The organism is Algoriphagus antarcticus, assembly GCF_002150685.1.
GTDB lineage: Bacteria > Bacteroidota > Bacteroidia > Cytophagales > Cyclobacteriaceae > Algoriphagus > Algoriphagus antarcticus.
The window spans coordinates 1-24,195 of sequence record NZ_MSSW01000007.1 but is presented as its reverse complement, the minus strand read 5'-3'; the positions used below and the strand labels follow the sequence as shown (position 1 = coordinate 24,195).

Here is a 24,195-nt window from a genome sequence, read left to right as displayed (position 1 = left end):
AAGCAGATATAAGATTTAATGAATTACAATAGCATCTTCGTGTCAACTAGGCACTTTTGCCTATTCCCCCTATCTTTAATCCGTGCAGTTTCTTTTTAAAATCTATCAGCGATTTACCTGGCTTTCAATTGATGTAGTTCTCGGCGCGATGGCTGGCATGCTGTTTTTTGCGAAAGCACTGAGAGCTGAGTTAGACTGGCAGGAATATGCCTTACTGGGAATGGCCGTTTGGTGTATTTATACGGCTGATCATTTGATGGATGCCAGAAAACTTGCTTCGGATCATGCAGAAGACAGGCATCATTTTCACCTTCTTTACCAAAAGTCCCTGTTAGTCATGCTAGGAATAGTTGGCTCAGTTGGTCTAGTTTGGGCGATACTATTCTTTGGGTTTTCGCGTGAGCTGTTTTTAGGTGCTGGATTGGGAGTACTGATTTTATTGATCATGCTCGCTGTCAGGAAACTTGCATCAAAGCAGTTTCACTTGAAGGAACTTAGCTCAGCGATATTATATGCGATTGGTATTGCATGGCTTCCATGGTACGAAACGCCTGAAATAGATTATACCTGGACGGTTTTTAGCTTGACGATTTTGTACATGGGCTTGGCCTATTTGAATTTGATTATGCTTTCCAGTTTAGATACAGAATCCGACAAAAAAGCTGGATTTTCATCTATTGCCACGACCATACCTCAGGAAAGACTCAATCTAAGAATCCGTCAGTTGGCAATTCTATTGATACTTCTTGCTCTCACTGGATTGCTACTGGTAGAGTCTTTCTATAGAATATTCCCGAGTTTACTATTGATCATGCTGCTTTTGCACTACTTGAGCTTTTTCAAATCTGGACTAGGACCCGAACAAATCAGAATGCGAATGGAAATTGCATTCTTGGTTCCGGCACTTACTCTTTTGCTCTAGACGAATGCACTGTGACCTGTAATAGCCCGACCTACGATCAGTGAATTGATTTCTTTGGTCCCTTCATAGCTATAAACAGCCTCCGCATCAGCCACGAATCTCGCGATATCGTAGCGCAGCAAGATTCCATTGCCTCCGAATAATTCCCGGGCATGATCCACTATAGAGCGCATTCGAAGTGTACAGAATACTTTTGCGAGCGAGGCATGCTCATCCTTGAGCATATCATCATCTTGCATTTCCGATAGGCGAAACACCATCGTCTGCATGGCGGTAAGGTCGCCAAGCATCGTCACAAGCATGTCTTGCACGAGTTGGAAGGATGCGATGGGACGACCAAATTGGATTCGCTCGTTCGTATAGGCCAAAGCCAATTCATATGCTCCTCTTGAGCATCCTACTGCTTGCCAAGCTACTCCGGCTCTGGTCATGCGTAGTACTTTTGCGGTATCCCGGAAAGAGTTGGCTTCCTGAAGTCGATCTGACTCGGGTACTTCGCAATTCGTCAGCGTGATCAAGGCATTTTGGACTGTTCGGAGGGCCATTTTATCTTCCATCTTTTCTGCTAAAAATCCAGGATTCCCCTTTCGAACGATAAATCCTTTCACCTGCTGATCTTCCAAATCCCTTGCCCAGATGATCGTCATATCGGAAAAAGTCGCGTTGCCGATCCATTTCTTTTGACCATTGAGAACCCAAGAGTTGCCTTCACGCTTGCAAGTCGTGTTCAATCCGCCAGCCGCACCTGAGCCTACTAACGGTTCGGTCAGTCCAAAAGCTCCGATTTTTTCCAGCTTTTGCATTGGGGGAAGCCATTCTTGTTTTTGAGCTTCTGAGCCACAGAGGTATATCGATCCCATGGCAAGACCGCTTTGTACCCCAAAAAAAGTAGAAATAGACGTGTCGATTCTTGCCATTTCCATGGCTATGAATCCCTCCAGAAGTGCGGAGTGACCCGGACAGCCATAACCTTGATAGGTCAATCCGGCAATATCTAGTTCGGCCATTTTTGGAATAATCTGCATGGGGAATTCCCCTCGATTCCAATAGTCATTGGCAATAGGCTTGATTTCTCGTTCCATAAACTCGCGCACACGAAGCTGGATCTCACGCTCATGATTCGGAAGTGTTTTCCCTAATTCATAAAAATCACCATTAATCGGGGGAATCACCTTGGGTTTACTTCCACCTTTAAGCATTCCCATCATTTTGGAGAGATCTTCCTCACTCATTTGGGAGACAAGCCCAACCATTTTTGAGAGGTCTACTTTTTGGGAAAGCTTGGAGATTTGGTCCAGATCCACCGAGGACAAAAGCTGTCGAAGCCCTCCGATTTTTTTGAAAAGGTTCTTCATATGATATAGTAGTTTTTCAATGGCCATATGGAATCTCGCATGGCTGATAATCATCACACTGTGTGACTTTTTTCATTATGCTCGATTTCATATAAAGGTATTTTGGAGTTTATTCCATTCCTTTAAACTAGTGAAAGATCATTACAATTTCCTCGCTCCATTTTACAATCGCCTCTCCAAACTGGTTTTTGCCGATCAGTTGATGCAGGCAAAAAGCTATTTTGTAGAAAATCTGTCGAAGAAAAGGCTCTTAATTATCGGTGGTGGAGATGGTCTCGACTATCAAGATTTCCAAAGTCAGCTATCAGGAGAATATTGGGAAATCTCCCATGCGATGCTCAGCAAGGCAAAAGTAAATCTGGCAGAAAGCAACCTGACGTTTCATTTGGACTTTTTTCAAGCTGAAAAGGGAAATTTATTTGATGAAGTTTGGCTTCATTTTGTATTGGATACCATGGAGGACGAGGAGATAGTTGATTTTTTGGAAGAAATTAGAAAAAGTATGACCGCACAAGGCAGGATTTATCTTGCTGATTTTTTTCCTCCCAAAAACACCTATCAACGGTTTATGAATCGGAGTATGATTCTTTTCTTCAGGATAACAGCGAATCACAAGCGGACAAATCTTCCTGATTATGAGGGGATTTTTCTTGCCCAAAACTGGGTAAAAAATGCAGAAAAGGAATTCTTGGGTGGATGGATGAAAGCACAGGTTTGGAAATCACACGCAAATATCGGCTAATTCACTCCTGAATTGGTCTGAAGTTACGGTTGATTTTTTTTCGAAAAGCCTGCTGAAATGCGTTAGTAATCAGTTGGAGCTTGGTAGATCTTTGCCACGAAAGGGGACAAAAAACGCAATCCACATTGATCTACTAATTCTATAAATAAACGGAGTTAAAACCAGGATAGCTACCCCTATTAACGTGAGCAAAAGGGTAAGCGAATAATCAGGTTTGAGTAATGATACAGCTACCCAAATTGCTATAAAAACAGCTGTATTGAAGCCGTAGCTAACGAACATAGCACCTAAATAAAAACCAGGCTCGGGTTCAAAATATTGTCCACAATGCGAACACTCCTTATTCATATCCGAAAATTTGGTTGGATTGAGTATTTGACCACGTAGAAACAAGTCTCCTTCATGGCAGCGTGGACATTTGCAGTGATATATACTTTTCAGTGTTGATGATTTCATAGAATTTACAATTAAGGTACTACCGACTTAAAGACAGATTTCTTTATTCGGACAATTTTGTCAAAAATAGGCAATTAAAGACAAAATACTCCTTTATTTTTCTAAGATCTTCAAAATTAAATCATCAAAGTATTTCCCGTTTCCTGGACCGTACCAATTCATCTCGCGTACTTCATGGAAGTTTTCGTCATACAGCTCATCAGGAGTAATGTAGCCGATGTAGCCGCCGTTGAATGTAGTTATGATCAGGTTCAAGTCTCTGCTTTGCGCCAGCTTCTCCCATTTCTCATAAAAAACTCCTGAAATTTCTCCACTTGATGCGATCATCAGCGTATTGCCGATCTGAGTGATGTCGAGGTGAGCATTCGTGTCGCCGAGTAGGTAATTGAACAGCCAAGGGCGGAGGCGTATATTATCAGACACTCTTAGGTGTGGTTCTCTTAAGGAGATTGGCAAGTACCCAGTTCGGATCTGATTGTTCTCAATGGCAGAATAATTTGTTATCCGAAGATTTAACGTTGAATCCAATCGATGAGCGTATAATTTTACCATTTCAGGTGTATTCCCGGACCTAACTGGACTATGGCTCCCCACTGTCCCAGCTGCATAGAGCGCAAATTCAAATCCTCCTTCCTCCAAGTCTTTAGCTAGGTAAAAAGGGTAATCTCCCGACAAGCCCATAAACTTGGGACTCAAAGTGGTGGCATGTGCCGAGTAGGTTAGAAAAGTGGCTTTTTTACCAGACTTTTTGGTGAAAATAAGCTGACGAACAAAGGGATCTGTCGGCCCGTCTTTGACGAATCTATTGGCAACCAAAGCGCCTGCATCAGCTTTTCGATAGTTAATGGAAACTGTATCCTGATTAGCTATCGCGTTTTGCAAAGCTGAAATGCTGCTGTTCACCATCAGGTCAACGATTTTCTGATCGTACCCTCCAAAAGCAATTTCACCCATAGGACCAGGCATGTAGCCACCCATTCCAGAGTGCGTGTGGGTAGCGGTGAAAATTACCTGATCAAGTGGTAGTTTTGCTTCTTTTATAGCTTTATGTATTTGCTCAGCAAGGTTAGGATGAACAATTAGTAATTCATAATTGAGCCAAGCGACTCGCGATTTTCCGTTCGAAAGCGCAATTGCTTTGACATAGCTACTGTCCTGCACGAACTCGTATTTTCCCCTAGGTGCATAGCCCACCAGATCCGCGGGCTCGGCTGGAGTCATGTTGACCCTAGACCAACCTGCAATCCACGTTTCACCTTGGGAAGTTGAAAAAGTGCTTTGATCTAATCTCTCTAAAGTCTCCTTGTAAAAAGGCTGATCCTGAATCGGTGAGCGATCTACTTTTGTTAATACGATCAATCCAATTATTACCAAAACAACAAAAGTCCAGGAAAGGACTTTTGTTGTTTTCATGACGATGCTTTTAGCGCCCATTTTGCTTAATATTCAAAATTACCGTGTGGGCTGTTTATAGTTACTTTTTTGCCTTGATGAGGTTCTACACGACCGATAATCTGCGCCTCTACACCATAGGATTCGGCAATATCGATGATCTCTTCAGCATAGCGCTCGTCGAGATAAACTTCCATTCTGTGGCCCATATTGAAGACCTTATACATCTCTTGCCAGTCAGTACCACTTTCTTCCTGGATGATTTTGAAAAGGGCAGGAGTCTCAAAAAGATTGTCTTTGATCACATGCACATCATTTACAAAATGAAGCACTTTCGTCTGCGCTCCACCGCTGCAATGAACCAATCCATGGATTCTAGATCTCATGTAATTCAGCACATCCACCATAATCGGCGCGTAAGTTCTGGTCGGGGAAAGAACTAGCTTTCCAATATTTACCTGTGCACCTGGTGCTGGATCAGTCAGGTTATATTTTCCTGAGTAAACAAGCTCATCCGGAATAGTTGGATCAAAGCTCTCAGGGTATTTTGTCTTCAAAACTTTATTGAAAACATCATGACGGGCTGAGGTAAGGCCATTGCTTCCCATGCCGCCGTTATATGATGTTTCATATTTCGCCTGACCAAAAGAAGCCAAACCTACAATCACGTCACCACCTTGAATCTGATCATTTGAGATCACCTCATCGCGTCTCATTCTGCAAGTCACCGTGCTATCTACGATAATCGTGCGGACCAAATCTCCCACATCGGCAGTTTCTCCACCTGTGAGAACAGCATTTACACCATTGTCACGAAGCATCTGAAGTACTTCTTCGGTGCCTTGGATGATAGCGGAAATTACTTCGCCTGGAATCAGATTTTTGTTTCTTCCGATGGTGGACGATACGAGGATATTATTGATCGCACCTACACAAAGCAAATCATCTATATTCATGATGATCGCATCCTGAGCGATGCCTTTCCACACACTCAGGTCGCCTGTTTCTTTCCAGTAGGAATAGGCTAGGGAAGATTTGGTGCCGGCACCGTCCGCATGCATGATGTTGCAGTAGTCAGGATCGTTGCCGAGGGTATCTTCTACGATTTTGCAAAAGGCCTGAGGGAAAAGTCCTTTGTCAAGATTGGAAATAGCCTTGTGGACATCTTCTTTGGAAGCGGAAACTCCCCTTTGCATGTATCGTTCGTTCATGTCGATTTTGGTTGACCAGATATGCTTGCAAAGTTAATAGGTTCTATGTAAAAGGGGGAGATATGGAGGTTAAAGTTGAATCGCCTAATGAGAGGTATGAGGTGCAGGTTTTTTGTGAAAATCTATTTTAACCGCAACGCCCATAAAGATTTCGCAAAGTTCACAATTCCTTACTTGGTGCGAAGTCTTCAGACTCGCAATGCAGTGTCCAGACTGCGTTCACTATGAATAATATCGAAAAAATTCTTTCCTCCTACGGGGATGGTTCGTCGAATAAGAAGAAAAGAGTTGTTCTTTGTTTAGTTTGCTTTTTTAACCCAGCCCTAAAGAACTGGGCTGGGTTATTTAGGGCCTTCAGTCCTAATCCTAGAAATTGATTTTCACCTACTAAACTCTTAGCCCAAAGCTCGATTGGAGAGCCTTAAGTGCTGCTTCTGGAGAAGCGTGAAAACGGCATTCTCAAGACTTTCAGTCTTTTTATAAGCAGGATAAAATCATAAGCTGCGCTCTCTGTGTTTTCCTCCGCGCTCTCAGTGGTTAATAGTCTCCCGAGAAGTCATACCTGATTGCTCCAGCACCATTTCTTTCACGCATTCCACCCAGGTATTTTCAGAATTCAAACTAGGAACTAAATCCCACTCTTCTCCTCCCTTTTCCATGAATTTGTCTCTGTATTCTTCCGCCACTTCTACGGTAGTTTCTAAGCAATCTGCAACAAAAGCCGGAGAGAAAGCCAATACTTTCTTGACTCCCTGTTTCGTTAAATCGTCGATCACATCGTCAGTATACGGTTTCACCCATGGGTCATTGCCTAATCTGGACTGGAAGCAGTTCACAGCCTTGTCTTCTGGGATTCCGAGTTTCTCGCATATCAAGCGTGTAGTCTTAAAGCATTGTGCCCGGTAGCAATAATGGTTTTTTGCACCATATTTATTACAGCAAGCACCAAGCTGGCAATACCCATCTACAGAGCCTTTGAGGATGTGCCGCTCAGGAAGTCCGTGGTAGGAGAAAAGGATTTTGTCGTATTCTTTCCCTTCCAGCATAGCTCTTCCCCGCTCTGCCCAAGCTTCCAAGAACAACGGTTGCTCTATGAAATTGCTGATAAATGAAATGTCAGGAATGATCTGCCAGCCTCGTACAATCTCCATCACTTTGTCCTGAACGGAGCCAGTTGATGCGGAAGCGTATTGAGGAAAAAGTGGAAGTACGATGATTTTGGATACATGTGCTTTTCTCAATTCTTCCAATCCGGCTTCAATTGAAGGAGTTTGATAGCGCATTGCGAAAGCTACTTTGTACTGCTTGGGATCAAGTTTTTCTATCAGCCTATCTTTGAGATCCACTGTATGAAATAGCAATGGTGAACCTCGATCTGTCCAAAGTTTTCGGTATTCGTGAGCGGATTTGGGTGCTCGAAAAGGCGCAATGATCAAGTTGATCAGCATCCATCTAAAAACAACCGGGATGTCGATTACTCGCCCGTCCATTAGAAATTCGCGAAGGTATTTTCTTACATCGCCGGTAGCGGTACTGTCTGGAGTTCCCAGGTTCACCAGCAAAACGCCGGTTTTTCCGGTTTTAGTCATGTGCGCTCTTTTGTAAATATTTCTGATTGAAAACCCAAAAATACGTCCGATTGTTAGATTTAGCCAATTGATTCTGGAAATCAACCATAGTAAAAAGCACTCAGATCTTCAGATTCCTTGCCCAACCTATCAAAGGCCCCGCACTCATACTGGCGATAATCGCTAAAATCACCAAGCCAATAAAGAGCGGCTCGGTCACCAATCCGTTCTCTAAAGCTATCAATCCCAGTACTATATCCATACTTCCCCGTGTACTCATACCAAAGCCCGCCACGATGGATTCTTTGCGGGATACTCCTGCGAGTCTTCCTCCAAAATAGGCTCCATAATATTTGGTCACCAACCCTACAATAATCACCACCCCGACGATCCCCGGGTCAAATCCTGTGATGAAGTTCACTTTGAGTCCGATAGAAACAAAGAAGATAGGCGCGAAAATATTATTGATAAACTGGTGTAAAATCTCCTTGGCTTTTTCCGTCAAATACTCCGAATCTCCCAATGCAACGCCAATGATAAACGCTCCAAAAATGGCGTGAATTCCAATGAATTCTGTGAACGACGCAGCCAAAAAACAAACTGCCAATGAAAGAGAAAGTAAGCCTCCTGGCCATGCCATTTTTTTGTTAATCCATGGTAATACCTTGTTGATAAGTCCTTTTCCCACCGTCAGCATGACAAGTGTAAAAAGTAGTGTTAATCCGATTGTGGGCCATACTCCCAAACCTTCACTTCCAGACTCGGAAAGAGATAAAATCACGGAGAAAATTAGCCAGCCTAATACATCCACGATCATGGCTCCTGCTATAATTAGCAGTCCTGAGGATGTTTTGAAGAGATTCAAATCCATGAGAATCCTGGCAACTATGGCCAGCCCGGTAATGGAAATGGCCAGCCCGAAAAATGTAGAGGCGACTATTCTATCATTGATATTTACACCTAAAAACTCAGGGAATGCGTAGGCTACTACAAAACCGGCAATGATCGGTAAGATCATGGAAGCCACAGCTATGTAAAGTGCTTTTTTGCCCTGACTCCACACGATGTGCAATTCTACTTCCAGACCAGCGATGAAGAGCAACAGCACCACGGAGATCTGAACAAAGCCATCAAAGGCTATATTGGTCATCTCATGCGAGCTGAATAAATACTCATGGGCTCCTGGAAAGAAATTTCCGAGAATTGTCGGGCCTAGAATAATCCCGGCAAATATTTCACCTATTACGGCGGGTTGCTTGAATTTCCTTGCTATCTCAGCAAAGACTCTTGCCAGAATAAGAATAGATGCGAGCTGGAGGAGCAGATTTATTACCTCCTTATGGTCTAAAGTTTCCATGGAGGTTTAATTCTTTACGATTAACAAATTACAAGGCAAAGTGCTCAACAGATCTTCCAGGTCATGAGGAAAAATCCTATCGAAGAAGTTTAATTTATAATCATCACCTACCACGAGAAGATCAGCATCGATTTTTTCGCAGAATCTTGCTAGCTCTACCGACCATCTTCCTCCTGTCACTTTAATATTCAGCTTCAAATTTCCCTGATCGATGTTTTTCAAAATCTCCTCCACATACTGCATTTCATTTTGTACCAGCTGCCGGCGAGTTTGCGAAGCTTCTTCTTCTGAATCTTCGCTGGCAGTCCCCATCTGCAGGCCATACATTTTGATTTCATTCAAAATATGAACCTGCTCAGCATTTAGTTGTTTGGAAAAATTGATTCCTACCTCGATCACGTGCCGGGTGATTTCCAGTTGGGTGCCATTGATTACAATTTTCTCGAAAGCGGTGGATCCTATGTTAGGTTCGATCAGTGTCAGCACAGAGCACGGAGCTTTTCTTATGATTTTTCTACCTACCGAACCCATGTAGTAGGTCAGAAATCCTTCGCGCTTCAATGCTCCTGCCACCAATAAATCAGCATTTTCCTCCTTGCATGCTTCGATAATCTTTTTCACCGGCTTTCCCTCTTTCCATATAAGTTTGGTTTTGAGCTTGTCCAAACCAGTTTTGGTAATTATTTCGTCGAGCTTGACTTCGAGATCATCGGTTTTTTTACCAATATGAATCAAGATCAAGTCAGAGCCAAAAAGCTGGACAAGTCGTTTAGTCTCAGAAATCAAAGCTTCCATCCTTGGAGAAAAAGCTATGGCAAGGGCTACTTTTTTATACATTTTGAAAAAGCTAAGGCCATTAAATAAGCGAATTTTCCCCATCTGTCCTATAATTAAATAGCAACTCCACTTATCCCGAGCAATATCCATTCAAGGGCTATTTCAGCACACAGAAAAAGGAAAAGGCATTTTATCACTAAATTTTGCTAAAATTCAGGCAACGATCTTCATAAGGGAATCGACAAAACAGGAGATTATAACCCAAGAGATTTTTGAAATTCAGTATGAGGAAGAGAATCACACAGAGTGAAGATTATCGATCCAGCAAGATTCTCCCTAATCAATTGCGGGACAGGCTATATTGCCATTTTAAAACAATTATAATTATATGAAAAAAACATTACTCAGTTGGTTGTTGATCGGAGGGATGGGACTTTCAGGAGCTGCATTTGCGCAGTCTGATTATCCTACACTCAGTCAACTCAACCAGCGATTGGAGCGCGTGGCTTCCAATGCCTCTGCTGAACTTACCTCACTTACCAAAACCGAAGGAGGCAAAGATATCTGGGTGCTGAAAGTAGGCACCGGACAACTAGATCAAAAGCCAGCCATGGCCGTAGTTGGCGGAGTGGAAGGCTATGAAGTGTTGAGCGTGGAGCTGGCAGTTCAGTTTGCTGAAAAGCTAGTAGCAGATCATGCAGATGCTCTTGAAGCTACCACCTTTTACATTTTCCCAAACATGTCTCCCGATGCCTACGAGCAGTATCACGCTTCGCTAAAATACGAGCGTAGAGGAAATGCTGTCGCGGTAGATCATGACCGAGATGGTACGTCAGGGGAAAATGGCTACACGGACCTGAATGGTGATGGAATGATCACCATGATGCGTGTAGAAGACCCTTTGGGTGAATATATGATCTCAAAAGAAGACGAGCGCGTACTCATAAAAGCAGATAAATCAAAGGGTGAAGCGGGCAAATACTCACTATACAAAGAATCTAAAGATGATGACAAGGACGGTGAATTTGCGGAAGATTTGAAAGAAGGAATCGCTTTCAATAAATCATTGACTTACAAATTCCCCGTATTTGAGCCCTTAGCAGGTGACATGCCAGTGACGCAGAAAGAGTCCAGAGCACTACTTGATTATTTGTTTGAGCAGTGGAATATTTTCGCTTTTGTCACTTTCTCCCCAGCTAACAATCTGTCTTCACCATTGAAGTATAATGCTGGAAACGCCAAAAAACGAATTGTGACGTCCATTTTGGAAAAAGATCAAGCTTTGAATACTATGGTGTCGGATCTCTACAAAGAGATCGTGGAGCAGAAAGCTTATCAACAGGACAACCAAGGAACAGATGGTGATTTCTTTCAATGGGCGTATTTCCACTTTGGTAGATTGAGTTTTGGTACTCCTGGTTATTGGGTGCCTGAATACAAAGATTCTACAGGTAAAGCCAAATCAAATGCAGAAGTCAATTACTTGGCTTGGGCAGATTCGCTTGGAATGAATGACGTTTTCGTTCCTTGGAAAGAAGTGCAGCATCCTGATTTCCCTGGGAAAAAAGTGGAGGTTGGTGGAATCAAGCCTTTTGTGATGACAAACCCTTCTTTTGATAAAGTAGCTGAAATCGCAGATCAGCATACAGAATTCATCTTGAAGCTGGCGGAGATGCAGCCTAAATTGGAGATTCACAACGTAAAAGCCGAATCGCTTGGCAACGGATTGACCCGAGTGACGATGGATCTTTTCAATAATTCAGCTATTCCTACGCATTCGGAAATGGGTGAAAACTCCCGATGGCTACGCAAGATCAGAATTGATATGGATGCAGATGCTGAGAAAATAGTATCTGGAAATAAGATTGAGTTGATGGATTCATTAGAGGCTTATGAGAAAGCAAGTTTAAGCTGGATCATCCGTGGTAATGGGAATGTGACTGTAAAAGCCGGTGCTTCTCATGCCGGATTCACTTCTACTACTTTAAAACTCTAAGCCTTGAAAAAGATGAAATCGAGCAGGGCGCAGAGCGTGACACAGAAAGTATTATTTACAATGCGAGATTCTACCTGCTTGCCGGCAGGTGTGGCCTTTGGAAGAAAAATTTAAACATATGAAAATAGCAAAATTGCTCATTGCCTTGGCTGTAGGTGCACTTAGCCTTGGGAGTTATAAAGCAGATGCGCAGGAGAAATTTTTCCGTGCAGTCGGCACCCCTCACAACCCTAAAGTAGAGATCGCTTTCAACCGATATTATACCTACGAAGGGCTGGTGGATAACATGAAAAAGATTGCGGCAGCACATCCGGATATCGCCAAACTCGAATCTATAGGAAAATCCTACGAGGGTCGCGACATGTGGACGCTGACGATTACTGATTTTTCCACAGGAAAAGACACAGACAAGCCAGGTATGTGGATCGATGGTAACATTCACTCCAATGAAATTCAAGGAGGGGAATTCTCTCTTTACGGGGCTTGGTATTTGACCGAAATGTTTGCAGATAATGAATTTATCCAGCAGCTATTGAAGGATAAGGTGTTTTACATCACACCGACCATCAATCCTGATGCTCGAAATGATTTTTTCCTCGAACCAAATACGGCCAACTCTCCACGATCTGGTATGATGATACTGGATAATGACGGAGATGGAGAAGCTGGTGAGGATGGAATGGATGATCTCGATGGAGATGGCAACATCACGATGATGATCAGAAAGTCTCCGACAGGTCGCTACATCAAAGACCCGCAGGATTCGCGTAAGCTAATAATGGTAGGCGCGGATAAAGTAGGAGAATACGAAATGCTGGGTCAGGAAGGTACAGATGGCGACGGCGATGGTCGTGTGAATGACGATGGTGTAGGTTATTATGATCCCAATAGAGATTGGGGATGGAACTGGCAGCCGGATTACATTCAGCGCGGGGCGTTGAGATATCCTTTCACTCTTCCTGAAAATCGCTCAATCATGGAGTTTGTGATGAAGCATCCAAACATTGCCGGAGCTCAAAGCTTTCACAATTCAGGTGGAATGATCCTTCGCGGCCCGGGTGCTGAAGAGGATGTGGACACCTATAACCGAGAAGACATCAGAATCTATGATGCTATCGCAAAAAAAGGTGAAGAAATGATTCCTGGTTACAGATACTTGACCGTGTATAAAGACTTATATTCTGTATTTGGTGGAGAACTGGATTGGTTTTATGGAGTAAGAGGCGTATTTACCTATTCCAACGAGCTAATGAATTCCTACCTCTATTTCCACAAAGAATCTGAAGGACGAGGACAAGACGAAATGTTCAAGGTGGATGAGCTATTGACCATGGGTGATGCTTTTGTAAAGTGGCAAGAATTTGAGCACCCGCAGTTTGGAACAGTGGAAATCGGTGGGTTTAAGAAAACATTTGGCCGTGCTCATCCAGGTTTCTTGCTAGAGCAGGATGCACATAGAAATATTGCATTCACGATTTATCATGCCTATCACACGCCAAAGCTATCAGTGATGGATGTGAAGGAAGAAGATCTCGGTGGAGGTTTAAAAGCAATCACAGCTACAATCTTCAACGAGCGTTTGATGCCAACTCATGCAAGCCAGGATCTCAAATACAACATCGAAAGACCTGACTATGTAACTATCTCTGGAGCTAAAGTTGTCGCGGGATTTGTAATAGAGGATGAAGACTTCAACAAGTTCACTGAGCAAAAATTGAATCCTGAGAAAATCTCTGTAGCTAATGTACCTGGAATGACCGGGGTAAAAGTGAAGTGGATAGTGTCCTCAGGGTCTAACTATTCCATTACTGTGGATTCTGCCAAAGGTGGAAAAGCAAGCTGGAAGAAATGAAAATCAGTCCAAAGTGATCAGTCGCAGTAGTTCTGTGAATGAACTTTAGTAAAATGAATAAAATACGAGGCAGAGATGCTCCGTATTTTTTTTAGGAGTTTTTTGTAACCACAGGGACACGGAGATTTGCACAGAGGCCACTAGTTTTGATTTTACCTATAAACTGAATTATTATGTATTTTTTCAAATCCACTTGTGATATATTTTTTCTGAATGTCTTTATTACTTTCCGAAAAACCGGAGCCCAACTGGTGAGAGAGGAGATGTAATATTGATTTGACATCAGGGAAGAATGGATTGAATCTTAGGTTGTGTTCTCCGTATTTGCATCTGTGACCACAGTGGTTAATTGACATTTGGAGAAAATAATCGCAGCACCCTGAATTGCTTGTAAACAACAAAACCCCGCCTGATTGCTCAAGCGGGGCTAGTTTATAGAGAGTTGGTATAGTTTATAGGCTAGTCACATATCCTTCGAATCCTGATGCAGTTTTTACTTTAAAGTTGATACCTGCTCCACTTACGTTTTCGATAGTGTAGATTTTGTGAAGTCCCTGAGGATTGTCGATTTTCTCAGTATGGATCAATTTGTCTCCGTCATAGATCATCACTTCTACATCTTTAGCTTGTAGGTTGCTCACAAGCAATCTATACTGGTTGTCACCCAATTGAGAAACTCTAGAGAATACAGTTGGAGTTTCTGCTACAAAGTTGGTAAACGAGGCAGTACTCAAAACGCCTGAGTCGTCTTTAACTTCTATAGTGTAGTTTCCTTGGGGAAGAGCTTTAAGATCATATTTTTTAGCAAAAGCTTCATTCTTTGAGATTCTGTCTCTCATGATCAAGCGATCATCTGAATCTGTGATTCTTACGATCACTGTACCCTGTGGTGCTTCATTGAAGGCTACGGCTACCTTAGTGGTTTCAGTTTTTCTGATTTGAACTGATGTACCTTCTGTTTTGGCAAAGGCTCCTGCAGCGATCCCCGCTACAAAAAGCAATGTGAATAATTTTTTCATCTTAATAATTGGTTTGAATAGGTTCTAAATTTGTGTAACCGCCAGACGGCTGATCCGTCTCTAGGTGGGGTATTTTGGGCCACACTTTCCATCGGGGTAACCGATTGGTTTGTTATTATGATTCAAAGGTAAGAAAAAGAGTTTTAATTGCAAATAATACAATAAACAAATGTTTATGTTAATGATTTGGTAATATAAAGACTGAATTGTTGATTTATTAGTAAAATTACTCCGCAATCGTTCGCATAACTTTATTTATTTTGGCAAAAGGAAGTTATTTAAAACAATATTCTAATAATATCAGTTTTACAAAATCATGTCACAACATGAATTCATTATAAAAGTCGAAAACAGATTTATATTTTGTTGAAAATAAAAATTTAACCAACTGAATTTCTCTCCGTTACCAGTATAAAGCACTAACTACTATGAAAGCATTTTGGAATAATCAGCTGCTTGCAGAAAGCAATGAGACTAAGATCATCGAAGGAAATCACTATTTTCCACCTGGGTCAATAAATAGGGATTTTTTTAAATCATCGAATACACACACTTCATGTCCTTGGAAAGGGAAAGCATCTTACTTCAGTCTTGAGGTAAACAGTGAAGAAAACAAAGATGCTGCTTGGTATTATCCTGATCCTAAGCCAGCGGCTAGTGAAATCAAGGATTATATAGCGTTTTGGAAGGGTGTGGAAGTCACCAAATAGCTTCAAAAAGGCTATCCTTTTAAAAGAAATGGCGGAAAATCTTTTCGATTTCCGCCATTTCTATGAGAGATGATAGTTACTTAATTCTTGTTTTTATAGTTTGTGGCCTTGGCTATCAATTCTTGATCGAAGGAACCCTTAAGTTCCACTACCATCAAGTCACCCTCATCACCACCAACAAGAACGACTAAATCGGAAATCTTATTGCCACCTTTAGAATAAACCATCACCCCACCTTTTTTTCCTTCGGAAGCTTCCATCAGAACCTCATATCTTTCTCTCTCTAGGCCCTTCTGAAGCGCTTTGTATTCTTGGCGTGCATCATCTGCATGATCAGGTAGCGTAAAGAAATTCAACTTCTCGATAGACTTGGCCACGGTAGCCATGTCGTTTTTGTCTATATCGATTTTGAAGCCTTCGGCAAAATTCATGAAATTGCCTCCCAGCTCCAAATGGAAGAAGTCATCTTCACTCTTATATTTTTCATACAGCGCTTTGACGCTTTTGCTCTGTGCCTGAGCAGCCATCACTGATCCAATCAGTGCTATAGTTAGAATTAGCTTTTTCATAGTATTATATAATACGGTTAGTTTGAATGATTTTTTAATTTCCGAAACCCAGGCTACTGTTTTACAGTTTCGCGTTACTTGTTACTTGTTACTTGTTACTTGTTACTTGCTACTTATTTCACCCCTTTTGGCCCCTTGCTTCCTTTCCCATACAAATCCATTCCTGGGATATCTGTCTTCTCCGCAAGCAGGTTTAGATCCTCGTAGGTGAAATTCCCGAGCATAGATAGAAGTGTGAAATCACCTTCTTCTCCAGAGATCATCATAAGTTCTTTTACCAAGCCTCCTTCTTCACGCACCATAAACTTCAGACTGCTTCCTTTGTCTTCAACGACCATCAGATCCTCGTATTTATTTCGAGTTAGCGTTCCCATTGCTTCCTTGTAGAAGGCCATCCCATCGACTTCTTCTGAGGAAAGAATCCGAATGCCTTTCACTTTCTGAATCAATACCCCCAAATCCTCAGAGTCTTTATCTGTACCGGCATTGCTTTTCAGAAAGCCTCCAGCCATCTGCATCATCTTTGGGCTGATATATACCCTGGAAAATCTATCATCGTCCATATACTTGGAGAAAAAACGCTGAATAGCATCATCCTGAGCCTGTACCTTTATAATAAAGGCAAATAGCACTAGCGGAATTAGTATGAATTTTTTCATGTGTTTATAATTTGATTTTAATTGGCCATACCTGCGTGCGGGCAGGGAGGTGGAATCTTAAATGGTTATCCCGAGCTATCGGGACATCCCAGTGTGTGACGATTGGGGCATGTTCGATTTCATGGCTTATTTTATTGTTGGGTTGCCAAATAGCTGGTTGGTCGTATTCAAATATTTTAAATCATTCATCACATGCATCTCCTCCTGTCCTCTGGAGAGGTTGGTTTGTATCAGTGCAAAGGCCTGCATCACTTCCATGTAAGCCTCTCGTTCTGCTTGCTTTTGCTCATATACTGTCCATCCCCAAGCAGTTCCAATCAAAATTGCTACTGATGCTGCCCAACTCATCCAACTCCTGGATTTCATCGGTACTACTTTAGCTGGCATTTTTAGATCTGGCTCTTCAGTAGAAAAGTCACTTATACCTAAGAACAAAGCTTTCTCATCGGCATATCCTTCTGCTGACAGAAGTAGCTCTTTTAACTCCTGCTCCTCCGCTAGGCTGCTCTTAGCATCCCAGTATTTATCGAGTAATTCGTCTATTCGCGGATTCATTTGATTGATTTTTGGTTGAGCATCCGCTCTCGAATGCTTTTTCTGGCACGGTGAAGGTTTACTTTCACCTGTTCCAGACTTATATCTAAGTGCTCGGTTATTTCCTCATAACTCAATCCTTCCACTTCTCTAAGATGAAAGATCTCTTGCTGGCGCAAAGGCAATCCTTTCACAAGATTCATCACTTGCCGCACCGAGTCTTTTATGTCTTCAGAAACTGACTCTTCCACTTTCAATTCTTCCAGGCCATCTAGAGAATCCAATTTCTTAGTTTGACGGAAGTGCATCAAGACTTCATTTTTCAGACTTCTTACCAGCCAACCTGCAAGATTTGGATGACTGCGAAGTTCATCTTCCCGTTCGAAAGATTTTTCGAAGACATTCTGAAGCAGATCCTCTGCAAGGGATCGGTCCCTCACCCAGAGATACCCCAGCCTGTAGAGCCTGCCTCTTTGCGGCCAGATATGTGCTTCAAAAAATGACTTCATTTAATATGGTAATGCATGGAGATGGCGAATGTTACAGTTGAAATGGAAAAAAAGTAAAAGTTTTTTCAAACATACTATACTAGAAAAACTGAGACCTCAAGAAGCTCAGTAATTTATGCTTTTGGCTGAGATGGCTAACTATTCTAAATTGCTTCTAAATTAGAGATGAAAATAGTATGCATGCCTACTATTTATTAATTTGCCTTTCGGGTATCCAAAAAATGATTCAGTCTTATGGTAAAGCAATTGCAACAATAATGAGTAGGGGCTACATATATGAGATAAAAAGAGGCGTGACTGATCCGATTTTCTGTTCAAAATATGAAACTGTGCCCTCTGCGAAATCTTTATGCTCTTTGTGGTTGAAAAAATGCATAAAAAAAGCCATGAATTGCTTCATGGCTAGTGGTGATAAATGGACTCGAACCATCGACTCACGGATTTTCAGTCCGATGCTCTACCAACTGAGCTATATCACCTTGTTTGTAAAGTGATGCAAAGGTAGATATTTCAGTTTTTGAAGCAAGTCATTTTATAAAAAAATATAGATTAAAACCCTAGAAACACGCTAATAACATCATTATGAGCTTTTTACCTCAACTTATATTTTTGATCATTTTGGGAGCGGCTAGCTTCTTTCTGATCAAACGAGTTAAATTCCTCCGCAGAAATATTCTTTTGGGCAAATCAGAAATCAGAAATGATCAACCTGAGAAGAGATGGAAGACCATGCTTTTGGTGGCTTTCGGACAGCAAAAGATGTTTAAGAGATTTATCCCTGCTTTTCTTCACTTCTTCGTATATGTGGGCTTTCTGGTGATCAATCTTGAAGTCTTGGAATTTGTTTTGGATGGAATTTTGGGAACCCACCGACTCTTCGCTCCCTATTTAGGAGGAGTTTATACTGCGGCAATGAATGTATTTGAATTTCTCGCATTCGCTGTTCTCGTTTCATGCGTCATATTCCTGATTAGGAGAAACGTCACGAAAGTCCCACGTTTCACGAAGCCTGAAATGAAGGGATGGCCAGCCATGGATGCTACTATTATTTTGGTTGTCGAGATTGTATTAATGGTTGCTATTCTGAAAATGAATGCAGCTGATCAGATTTTGGCTTCGAGAGGTGTAGGTCATTACATCTCTGTGGGAGGACTATTTTTCAGTAGTTTTCTAACTCCAATTCTTGAAAATTTCAGTACAGAGTTTCTGATTTTCGTAGAGAGGGCCGCTTGGTGGTTTCACATTGTAGGAATTTTAGCTTTTGCCATTTATGTGACTTATTCAAAGCATTTACACATTTTCCTAGCCTTCCCTAATACGTGGTATTCGAATCTGAAGCCTAAGGGAGAAATGGTAAATATGCCCGCAGTGACCAACGAGGTCAACATGATGCTTGGAATTCCTACGGATGCGCCTGTTGACCCACCTGCTGAAATCGGCAGATTTGGAGCCAAAGACATCAATGACTTGAGTTGGATCCATGTGATGAATGCCTATTCATGTACCGAATGTGGTAGATGTACTGCAGAATGTCCTGCAAATCTGACAGGCAAGAAACTTTCTCCCCGAAAAATCATGATGGATGTGCGGGATCGTGCTGAGGAAGTAGGAAAAAGCTTGGATGCAGGTGGTAAAGGCCTTGAAGATGGAAAGTCACTATTGGGAGATTATATTACCAAAGAGGAATTAAATGCTTGTACAAGTTGCAATGCCTGTGTGGAAGCTTGTCCTATAAATATCGATCCGCTGGCAATCATTTTGGATATGCGGCGCTACGTGGCCATGGAGGAATCCGGAACGCCGGCGCAGTGGAACGCGATGTTCCAAAACATGGAAACCAGCTTTGCGCCATGGAAATTCAGTCCTCAGGATCGTTTTAACTGGGCTGAGAAAGTGAAAAATGAAGAGATTCCAGATTAGAAATTGAAAAATTTATCAGGTGTTTTAATCATTGACAAACAAGCAACAACGAGTTTGTTTAACACTGGCAATGAGGCTACTTCGGTCATCCGTCATCGGTCATCCAGCCTGTCAAACAAGGAAATAAGGATGCTGTCATAATTGCGGCAAATCATATAAACTAATCACCATGTCAACATATAAAGTACCAACTATGGCCGAGATGGCCGGCAAAGGAGAAAGTCCAGAAGTACTTTTTTGGGTAGGATGTGCCGGATCTTTTGATGACCGATATAAAGCCGTGACTCAGGCTTTTGTGAAGATTTTGAATAAAGTCGGAGTGAGTTTTGCCGTACTTGGGCCAGAGGAAGCTTGTACTGGCGATCCTGCAAGACGTGCCGGCAATGAATTTCTTTTCCAGATGCAGGCTGTTGCAAACATCCAAGTGATGAATGGTTACGATATCAAAAAAGTAGTCACTGCTTGCCCGCATTGCTTCAATACCATCAAAAACGAATACCCGGCTTTGGGCGGAAATTACGAAGTGATTCACCACTCGCAATTTCTCCAACAGCTGATCAATGAAGGCAAAGTGGCATTAAAAGGTGGAGGAGAATTTAAAGGAAAGAAAATCACTTTTCACGATTCATGCTTCTTAGGGCGTGGAAACGGTGTGTATGAAGCGCCAAGAGATGTCATCAGGGCTTTAGATGTGGAATTAGTGGAGATGAAGCGTTGCAAAACCAAAGGACTTTGCTGCGGAGCAGGCGGAGCGCAAATGTTCAAAGAACCAGAGCCAGGAAAAAAAGACATTAACATCGAACGAACAGAGGAAGCTTTGGCAACAGGAGCCAGCACAATTGCGGTTGGGTGTCCTTTCTGCCTTACCATGATGACAGACGGTGTAAAGAACAAGGAAAAAGAAACTGAAGTGAAAGTCTATGACTTGGCAGAAATGATCGCCAAAGACATGGGAATTTAGGTTTATTGTATATCCACTTTTCTACCAGTAAGCAGTTAAAAGCATCCAAAGATTAAGTAAACCCACCGATCAAGGTGACTTCGGTCTTCCGTCTCCCGATAGCTATCTCAGAGGACGTGCTTTTGGCAAGAAAATATTCTGAACCGGGTTACCATAGTTCGGTACCGCCACTGATGTCATCGCAAGCATCCCAACCAGAATCCCGCACGTGCTTGCTGGTGATTCCAGGAGCGACAATTCATACAACGGCCTTGCAGAGAGTCTTGAAAATTAGCAAAAAAACATCAGCTAAATTAGACCCGTTAGCTTACGAAGTCAACTTTATCAAAGTAGAGGGAATTGCGGATAACCAAGTAAGTTTTTCAATGAATCAATTTGACCCTTTTGGCCGTTAGGTAGAAAGGGTTTTTCTTTACCAATAAGAAACAAGCAATTATGTACGTTGAATTTAAAGATATGTCAGAAGATTCACGGGTTTGGGTTTACCAGGCCACACGTCAATTTTCTGAGCAGGAAAAAGAGTTGATCACCTCCAAATTATCCATCTTTTGTGATGGCTGGAATACGCACGGCAACAGAATGCCGACCTCATTTCAGATTTTGGAAGAGCAGATATTGGTGTTGGCAGTAGATGAGTCAGGCTTGGGAGCAAGCGGTTGCTCCATTGATAGTTCTGTCAGGACTTTGCGTGAGCTGGAAAATGAACTTCAAAACAACATTACCGATCAGGGCAAGGTGACTTTCAAATCCAGATCAGGTGAAATCACCGTAGCTCCTGCGCTGGGAATCAAGTCAAAAGTCACGTCTGGAGAGATCGATTCTCAAACCTTGGTAATCAACCCACAAGTTCAAAGCAAAAAAGACCTCGAAAGTGTATGGATTTTGGCAGGGAATAGCTGGCTGAACCGATACTTTCCAAATTAATTTAGTAATATTCAGAATAGATCATCAATCGCCCTTTCAGATGAAATCGAGCATGACTCAAGCGTCACATACTTGGATGTCCCGATAACTATCGGGATAACCATTTAAGATTCCACCTGGCGGCAGGCAGGTGTGGCCAAATAAAATCAAATTATAAACAGATGAAAAACCATTTTTTTTGGATTTGTCTTTTACTCCTCGTAGGAGTAAGCTCATGCAAAAGCCTTCAGGAAAAAGGAAATGACCAGTTTCTTTCTGGTCAGTACCAATATGCCATTAATTCTTTTTCACAAATCTTGGCAGATGACCCCGAAAACCAAGAAGCCAATCAGGTAATCGCGGAGAGCTACAGGCTATCTAATAGAATTGAAGATGCGGCTCCGTATTACCAAAAGTTAACGGAAGAAGATCCTACTTTCGATAGCTATTACCGTCTAGGATTGAGCTTAAAAGCACAAGATAAAGATGAGGAGGCAAAGGAAGCATTCGAAAAAGCAAAGGGACTCACACAGGATGAAGTCTATTTGGCAGAGACTCAGCGTCAACTTGAAACCATCAAATTATCTGAAGGGATAGAGAATTACTGGCCTTACCATGTCTTGGTTAATTACAAAGACCTCAATACGGCTGGCCCCGATTATGCGCCGGTCATCAGTGAAGATTTTATTTACTTCACCTCTGGCCGTCAGGCAAGTGGACTTTATCCTGCTGATGGCTCACCATATACTAAATTATTCAGAGCAAGAGCTGAAGGAATTCGAGTTGATGTAAGTGGAACTCAAGCCCTTCCTGAATTCAAAAATGAAGAAGGTCTAAATCAGGCAGCAATCACGATCAGTCCTGATGGAAATACGATCATCTACGCCAGAGGAAATTCTACTTCAGATAAAGATCTACCGGAAACAGCACTTTTTGTATCTTATTTCAGAGGCGGTGGCTTTACGCAGCCGATTTGGATGCCCATAAATGAGGATGAAACTTGGTGGAATTCCACTCCTGCCTTCTCAGAAGATGGCTCTGAACTGTATTTTTCTTCAAATAGACCAGGAGGTTTTGGAGGAATTGATCTCTACAAAGCAACCAAATTAGCTAATAGCGATTTTGGAAATCCGGTCAACCTTGGTCCCAACGTGAATACACCCGGAAATGAGCTTTTCCCAAGACCAATGGGAGATGGTAAATTCTTCTTTTCATCAGATGGACATCCTGGCTATGGTAAACTTGACCTTTTCGTAGCTGAAAAAGACGCCTCTAGTGCTCAAGTGATCAAAAATCTAGGAGAGAATTTCAACAGTATTGATGATGATTTTTCACTTTTCTTCACAGAATATCCTAAAGCTGGTTTCATCTCCTCAAATCGTGAAGGTGGCGTAGGGGATGACGATATATATTTCTTTGAAGACAAGACTCCAAAGCCAAAAATCATTAACGTATTACTGAATGTCTATACGAAGCAGCGTGTTGCTGGTGCTGATGATGCAGTACTCGAGCAAACGAGAGTGGTGTTATATGATAGTCTCAGCAAGCAAGCAGGCGGAGATTTCTCCAATACGAATGGTCGTGTAAGATTTACCTTGACGCCAGATGCGGACTTTACAATCATCGCTTCTAAGAGTGGCTACTTCTCCAAGTCTATGCCTTATACTACTAAAGGCAAGACTCCTGATGTTTCCACACTGATACAGGACGTGACCAATATTACCTTGGATACCACGATAGTGTTGGATCAGCTGGTTCTGGATCGTTCTATTGTATTGGAAAATATCTATTACGATTTGGATAAAGCTGATATTAGAACTGATGCAGCGGTAGAACTGGGTAAATTGGTTCAGATTCTGAAAGACAATCCAGCGATCAGAATCGAGTTGAGCTCGCATACTGATGACAGATCATCCGATCAATACAACCAAGACTTATCTCAGCGAAGAGCACAGTCGGCAGTTGATTACATGGTTTCTCAAGGTATAGCAACAGATAGATTGGTAGCTAAAGGTTATGGCGAAAGTCAGTTGATCGTCAAGAGTGCAACTACAGAAGAAGAACATCAGACGAACAGAAGAACTGAGTTTAAAGTAATTGAGATAAGAGAGTAAGCTGAACATACAGCTCCAACTAAAAATGAACCTGGACTTTCTCTATAGATTGAGTCCAGGTTCTTTTTAGTTTAAATCTCGTTCTCCCTCATGATTGGAAGATCTTTAATTTAGTTTTTAAGAAAGTAAAAATTTCACTTCGCTCAACTCTTTGTCAATTTGATTCACTCCTTTGAGAATTCTTTTGGTCTGGGTAGCTGATGGTTTTTTGTTTCCCTTGATATACTGCCAGCAAACTTTGATTCATTCCGATTCTTTCTGATATAGCATTAGCGTTGATTACCTTATAAAAATCAAAAAAAGCTCGCCATTTCAATTTTTATCTTCTCAATTGAATAATCGAAGCCTTCTTCTTCAAATGATAAGTTGATTACGTCTAATATCATGGCTTTTAATTCATCGAAGCTATCCCCTTAGGTAGCAATTAACTTTTCTTCCACATTGGTAATCGCACTATAGCCCAAGTCTTCTTTGATCACTGCGATGCTTATTTTTGGCATTTTCATCATTTTTTAGTTTCGATTTTCGCTGGCTTTAGGATTGCATTTAACACTCCTTTCTTTACTTCCTTGGCCCCATGAAAAGGATCAGGTATAGTTTGAGACCGTTGCAAAAAAGCATCCTTGTAAATCATCTCCGATTTTTCGGTTTTTTTTTGCTCTGTTTTTC

Annotated in this window: 21 protein-coding genes and 1 tRNA gene; 9 read left to right on the top strand and 13 right to left on the bottom strand. The window is 41.9% G+C overall.

Translation table 11 applies throughout. The features are described from left to right. Positions 1-82 precede the first annotated feature (82 nt). Positions 83-922, top strand: coding sequence for a hypothetical protein (locus BVH04_RS03825; protein WP_086540006.1), 840 nt, complete (start codon positions 83-85; stop codon positions 920-922). Here BVH04_RS03825 and BVH04_RS03820 read toward each other — a convergent pair. Then, positions 919-2,277, bottom strand: a complete 1,359-nt coding sequence (locus tag BVH04_RS03820) for an acyl-CoA dehydrogenase family protein (protein ID WP_086540125.1) — start codon at positions 2,275-2,277, stop codon at positions 919-921. The genes BVH04_RS03825 and BVH04_RS03820 overlap by 4 nt on opposite strands. Positions 2,278-2,407: 130 nt before the next feature. On the opposite strand from BVH04_RS03820, the gene BVH04_RS03815 reads away from it, so the two are divergent. After that, on the top strand, positions 2,408-3,019 hold the full coding sequence (locus tag BVH04_RS03815) for a class I SAM-dependent methyltransferase (RefSeq protein ID WP_140160515.1): 612 nt from the start codon (positions 2,408-2,410) through the stop codon (positions 3,017-3,019). A gap of 69 nt (positions 3,020-3,088) precedes the next feature. Here the strand turns inward: BVH04_RS03815 and BVH04_RS26575 are convergent, their stop codons facing one another. From BVH04_RS26575 to BVH04_RS03785, 6 genes are all read right to left on the bottom strand, one after another. After that, a complete protein-coding gene (locus tag BVH04_RS26575; RefSeq protein ID WP_394335222.1) occupies positions 3,089-3,367 on the bottom strand; it encodes a DUF983 domain-containing protein in 279 nt (92 codons plus the stop codon). A 201-nt stretch (positions 3,368-3,568) separates the two neighbouring features. Next, a complete protein-coding gene (locus BVH04_RS03805) occupies positions 3,569-4,888 on the bottom strand; it encodes a neutral/alkaline non-lysosomal ceramidase N-terminal domain-containing protein (RefSeq protein ID WP_240510823.1) in 1,320 nt (439 codons plus the stop codon). A gap of 26 nt (positions 4,889-4,914) precedes the next feature. Then, positions 4,915-6,078: an AIR synthase related protein gene (locus BVH04_RS03800; protein ID WP_086540002.1), complete on the bottom strand. Its 1,164-nt coding sequence runs from the start codon at positions 6,076-6,078 to the stop codon at positions 4,915-4,917. Between the two features lie 530 nt (positions 6,079-6,608). Next, positions 6,609-7,667: a ferrochelatase gene (hemH, locus tag BVH04_RS03795; protein WP_086540124.1), complete on the bottom strand. Its 1,059-nt coding sequence runs from the start codon at positions 7,665-7,667 to the stop codon at positions 6,609-6,611. A 100-nt stretch (positions 7,668-7,767) separates the two neighbouring features. After that, positions 7,768-9,003 (bottom strand): cation:proton antiporter, encoded by a 1,236-nt coding sequence (locus BVH04_RS03790; RefSeq protein WP_086540001.1) that lies wholly within the window; start codon positions 9,001-9,003, stop codon positions 7,768-7,770. A gap of 6 nt (positions 9,004-9,009) precedes the next feature. Continuing rightward, entirely contained in the window at positions 9,010-9,840 is an 831-nt protein-coding gene (locus tag BVH04_RS03785; RefSeq protein ID WP_086540123.1) for a universal stress protein, read from the bottom strand. 328 nt (positions 9,841-10,168) lie between these two features. Here BVH04_RS03785 and BVH04_RS03780 point away from each other — a divergent pair, with 328 nt between their 5' ends. Together BVH04_RS03780 and BVH04_RS03775 are read left to right on the top strand one after the other, a co-directional pair. Further along, positions 10,169-11,776: a M14 family metallopeptidase gene (locus BVH04_RS03780; protein WP_086540000.1), complete on the top strand. Its 1,608-nt coding sequence runs from the start codon at positions 10,169-10,171 to the stop codon at positions 11,774-11,776. Positions 11,777-11,894: 118 nt separating this feature from the next. Continuing rightward, positions 11,895-13,628, top strand: a complete 1,734-nt coding sequence (locus BVH04_RS03775) for a M14 family metallopeptidase (protein WP_086540122.1) — start codon at positions 11,895-11,897, stop codon at positions 13,626-13,628. Positions 13,629-14,080: 452 nt separating this feature from the next. Here BVH04_RS03775 and BVH04_RS03770 read toward each other — a convergent pair whose 3' ends face one another. After that, positions 14,081-14,647 (bottom strand): hypothetical protein, encoded by a 567-nt coding sequence (locus BVH04_RS03770; RefSeq protein ID WP_086539999.1) that lies wholly within the window; start codon positions 14,645-14,647, stop codon positions 14,081-14,083. 428 nt (positions 14,648-15,075) lie between these two features. Between BVH04_RS03770 and BVH04_RS03765 the strand changes: the two genes are divergently transcribed. Beyond that, positions 15,076-15,357, top strand: coding sequence for a DUF427 domain-containing protein (locus tag BVH04_RS03765; protein ID WP_086539998.1), 282 nt, complete (start codon positions 15,076-15,078; stop codon positions 15,355-15,357). An 80-nt stretch (positions 15,358-15,437) separates the two neighbouring features. Here the strand turns inward: BVH04_RS03765 and BVH04_RS03760 are convergent, their stop codons facing one another. From BVH04_RS03760 to BVH04_RS03740, 5 genes are all read right to left on the bottom strand, one after another. After that, entirely contained in the window at positions 15,438-15,926 is a 489-nt protein-coding gene (locus BVH04_RS03760; protein ID WP_086539997.1) for a DUF4252 domain-containing protein, read from the bottom strand. A gap of 113 nt (positions 15,927-16,039) precedes the next feature. Beyond that, on the bottom strand, positions 16,040-16,585 hold the full coding sequence (locus BVH04_RS03755; protein WP_086539996.1) for a DUF4252 domain-containing protein: 546 nt from the start codon (positions 16,583-16,585) through the stop codon (positions 16,040-16,042). 126 nt (positions 16,586-16,711) lie between these two features. Further along, positions 16,712-17,140 (bottom strand): hypothetical protein, encoded by a 429-nt coding sequence (locus BVH04_RS03750; protein ID WP_086539995.1) that lies wholly within the window; start codon positions 17,138-17,140, stop codon positions 16,712-16,714. Further along, on the bottom strand, positions 17,137-17,628 hold the full coding sequence (locus tag BVH04_RS03745; protein ID WP_086539994.1) for an RNA polymerase sigma factor: 492 nt from the start codon (positions 17,626-17,628) through the stop codon (positions 17,137-17,139). The genes BVH04_RS03750 and BVH04_RS03745 overlap by 4 nt, the downstream gene beginning before the upstream one ends. Positions 17,629-18,034: 406 nt before the next feature. Continuing rightward, positions 18,035-18,107 (bottom strand) — tRNA-Phe (locus BVH04_RS03740). Between the two features lie 103 nt (positions 18,108-18,210). Here BVH04_RS03740 and BVH04_RS03735 point away from each other — a divergent pair. The 4 genes from BVH04_RS03735 to BVH04_RS03715 all read left to right on the top strand — a co-directional run bounded on the left by BVH04_RS03735 (position 18,211) and on the right by BVH04_RS03715 (position 23,526). Further along, entirely contained in the window at positions 18,211-19,548 is a 1,338-nt protein-coding gene (locus BVH04_RS03735) for a 4Fe-4S dicluster domain-containing protein (RefSeq protein WP_086539993.1), read from the top strand. Between the two features lie 169 nt (positions 19,549-19,717). After that, complete coding sequence (locus tag BVH04_RS03730; RefSeq protein WP_086539992.1) at positions 19,718-20,509, top strand: (Fe-S)-binding protein; 792 nt, start codon at positions 19,718-19,720, stop codon at positions 20,507-20,509. 435 nt (positions 20,510-20,944) lie between these two features. Further along, entirely contained in the window at positions 20,945-21,433 is a 489-nt protein-coding gene (locus BVH04_RS03720; RefSeq protein ID WP_086539990.1) for a hypothetical protein, read from the top strand. Between the two features lie 161 nt (positions 21,434-21,594). Further along, complete coding sequence (locus BVH04_RS03715) at positions 21,595-23,526, top strand: OmpA family protein (protein WP_086539989.1); 1,932 nt, start codon at positions 21,595-21,597, stop codon at positions 23,524-23,526. Positions 23,527-24,195: the final 669 nt, after the last annotated feature.

What these genes read in the sequence shown, in the direction of transcription:
- BVH04_RS03820 (WP_086540125.1), bottom strand. Translation starts at nt 2,277, where the DNA reads ATGAAGAACCTTTTCAAAAAAATCGGAGGGCTTCGACAGCTTTTGTCC.
- BVH04_RS26575 (WP_394335222.1), bottom strand. Translation starts at nt 3,367, where the DNA reads ATGAATAAGGAGTGTTCGCATTGTGGACAATATTTTGAACCCGAGCCT.
- BVH04_RS03805 (WP_240510823.1), bottom strand. Translation starts at nt 4,888, where the DNA reads ATGAAAACAACAAAAGTCCTTTCCTGGACTTTTGTTGTTTTGGTAATA.
- BVH04_RS03800 (WP_086540002.1), bottom strand. Translation starts at nt 6,078, where the DNA reads ATGAACGAACGATACATGCAAAGGGGAGTTTCCGCTTCCAAAGAAGAT.
- hemH (WP_086540124.1), bottom strand. Translation starts at nt 7,667, where the DNA reads ATGACTAAAACCGGAAAAACCGGCGTTTTGCTGGTGAACCTGGGAACT.
- BVH04_RS03790 (WP_086540001.1), bottom strand. Translation starts at nt 9,003, where the DNA reads ATGGAAACTTTAGACCATAAGGAGGTAATAAATCTGCTCCTCCAGCTC.
- BVH04_RS03785 (WP_086540123.1), bottom strand. Translation starts at nt 9,840, where the DNA reads ATGTATAAAAAAGTAGCCCTTGCCATAGCTTTTTCTCCAAGGATGGAA.
- BVH04_RS03780 (WP_086540000.1), top strand. Translation starts at nt 10,169, where the DNA reads ATGAAAAAAACATTACTCAGTTGGTTGTTGATCGGAGGGATGGGACTT.
- BVH04_RS03775 (WP_086540122.1), top strand. Translation starts at nt 11,895, where the DNA reads ATGAAAATAGCAAAATTGCTCATTGCCTTGGCTGTAGGTGCACTTAGC.
- BVH04_RS03770 (WP_086539999.1), bottom strand. Translation starts at nt 14,647, where the DNA reads ATGAAAAAATTATTCACATTGCTTTTTGTAGCGGGGATCGCTGCAGGA.
- BVH04_RS03765 (WP_086539998.1), top strand. Translation starts at nt 15,076, where the DNA reads ATGAAAGCATTTTGGAATAATCAGCTGCTTGCAGAAAGCAATGAGACT.
- BVH04_RS03760 (WP_086539997.1), bottom strand. Translation starts at nt 15,926, where the DNA reads ATGAAAAAGCTAATTCTAACTATAGCACTGATTGGATCAGTGATGGCT.
- BVH04_RS03755 (WP_086539996.1), bottom strand. Translation starts at nt 16,585, where the DNA reads ATGAAAAAATTCATACTAATTCCGCTAGTGCTATTTGCCTTTATTATA.
- BVH04_RS03750 (WP_086539995.1), bottom strand. Translation starts at nt 17,140, where the DNA reads ATGAATCCGCGAATAGACGAATTACTCGATAAATACTGGGATGCTAAG.
- BVH04_RS03745 (WP_086539994.1), bottom strand. Translation starts at nt 17,628, where the DNA reads ATGAAGTCATTTTTTGAAGCACATATCTGGCCGCAAAGAGGCAGGCTC.
- BVH04_RS03735 (WP_086539993.1), top strand. Translation starts at nt 18,211, where the DNA reads ATGAGCTTTTTACCTCAACTTATATTTTTGATCATTTTGGGAGCGGCT.
- BVH04_RS03730 (WP_086539992.1), top strand. Translation starts at nt 19,718, where the DNA reads ATGTCAACATATAAAGTACCAACTATGGCCGAGATGGCCGGCAAAGGA.
- BVH04_RS03720 (WP_086539990.1), top strand. Translation starts at nt 20,945, where the DNA reads ATGTACGTTGAATTTAAAGATATGTCAGAAGATTCACGGGTTTGGGTT.
- BVH04_RS03715 (WP_086539989.1), top strand. Translation starts at nt 21,595, where the DNA reads ATGAAAAACCATTTTTTTTGGATTTGTCTTTTACTCCTCGTAGGAGTA.